Source organism: Nocardia amamiensis NBRC 102102 (assembly GCF_001612745.1).
GTDB classification, from domain to species: domain Bacteria; phylum Actinomycetota; class Actinomycetes; order Mycobacteriales; family Mycobacteriaceae; genus Nocardia; species Nocardia amamiensis.
Genome location: NZ_BDBA01000414.1, coordinates 1 through 1,708, shown reverse-complemented (window position 1 = coordinate 1,708; position 1,708 = coordinate 1). Strand labels below are relative to the sequence as shown.

The 1,708-nt window shown below is 68.6% G+C and carries 1 protein-coding gene; it reads right to left on the bottom strand.

Annotated features, from left to right (window positions below):
- The coding region (acs, locus tag NA4_RS38115; RefSeq protein ID WP_067481091.1) for an acetate--CoA ligase at positions 1–1,708 on the bottom strand (1,708 nt) is incomplete at both ends.

The window sequence follows — 1,708 nt, the reverse complement described above, 5'->3', positions numbered from 1 at the left end:
GGTGCTCGCCGGTGTCGGTGGCGTCGGCGGTGAGGATGACGAAGGCGACGATGCCTTGGCCGGTGGTGGCGTCACTCGCGCCGACCACGGCGGCTTCGGCGACGGCGGTGTGGCCGACGAGGGCGGATTCGACTTCGGCGGTGGAGATGCGGTGGCCGGAGACGTTCATGACGTCGTCGACGCGGCCCAGCACCCACAGGTCGGCGTCGGTGTCGAGTTTGGCGCCGTCTCCGGCGAAGTAGAAGCCCTGGTCGGCGAAGCGTTCCCAGTAGGTGGCGCGGTAGCGGTTCATGTCGCCCCAGATGCCGCGCAGCATGGACGGCCAGGGTTGGTCGAGCACGAGGTAACCGTTGGCTTCGGTCTCGCCGAGTTGGACCGGATTACCTTCCTCGTCGACGACTTTCGCCGAGATACCCGGCAGCGGGGTCATGGCCGCACCGGGTTTGGCGGCGGTGACGCCGGGCAGCGGGGAGATCATGATGGCGCCGGTTTCGGTTTGCCACCAGGTGTCCACGATCGGGGTGCGGCCTGCGCCGATGACTTCGCGGTACCAGCGCCAGGCTTCGGGGTTGATCGGTTCGCCGACCGAGCCGAGTAGCCGCAGGCTGGTGAGGTCGTGGGCGGCGGGGATGTCGCGGCCCCACTTCATGAAGGTGCGGATGAGGGTGGGGGCGGTGTAGTAGATGGTGACGCCGTACTTGTCGATGATCTGCCAGTGCCGGTGCTCGTCGGGGAAGTTCGGGGTGCCCTCGTAGAGCACCTGCGTCGCCCGGTTGGCCAAGGGGCCGTAGACGATGTAGGAGTGGCCGGTGACCCAGCCGATGTCGGCGGTGCACCAGTAGAGGTCCTGGCCGGGTTTGTGGTCGAAGACGTAGTGGTGGGTGTAGGCGGTTTGGGTGAGGTAGCCGCCGGTGGTGTGCAGGATGCCTTTGGGTTTTCCGGTGGTGCCGGAGGTGTAGAGGATGAACAGTGGGTGCTCGGCGTCGAAGGCCTGCGCCTCATGTGCGGGAGAGGCGTTCGCGACGGTGTCGTGCCACCACAGGTCGCGGCCCTCGGTCATCGGCGCGTCGATGCCGGTGCGGCGCACCACCAGCACGTGTTCGACGCTGGAAGGAACCTCACCCTGGGACAGGGCTTCGTCGACGGCTTCCTTCAGGGGTGCGGGCTTGCCGCGGCGCCATTGGCCGTCGGTGGTGATGACCAGTCGGGCGGCGGCGTCGTCGACGCGTTGACGCAGGGCGGTGGGGGAGAATCCGGCGAATACCACCGAGTGGGTCAGCCCCAGGCGGGCGCAGGCGAGCATGGCGACGATCGCTTCGGGGATCATCGGCATGTAGATCGCGACCCGGTCCCCGGCGACCAGGCCCAGCTCGGTGAGGTAGTTCGCCGCCCGGCACACTTCCGCGAGCAGTTCGGTGTAGGTGATGGCGCGGGAGTCGCCCGGTTCGCCTTCCCAGTGCAGCGCGACCTGCTCGCCGTGCCCGGCCAGCACGTGCCGGTCCACGCAGTTGTAGGCGATGTTGAGCCGCCCGCCCACGAACCACTTCGCTACCGGTGCGGCGCTCCAATCCAGCACCTGCGTCCACGGCTGCGCCCAATCCAACCGCCCCGCCTGCTCCGCCCAGAACGCATCGCGATCGGCCGCGGCCCGCTGATACAGCGAGGCGTCCGCGTTCGCCTGGGCGGCGAACTCCGGGGTCGGCGGGTA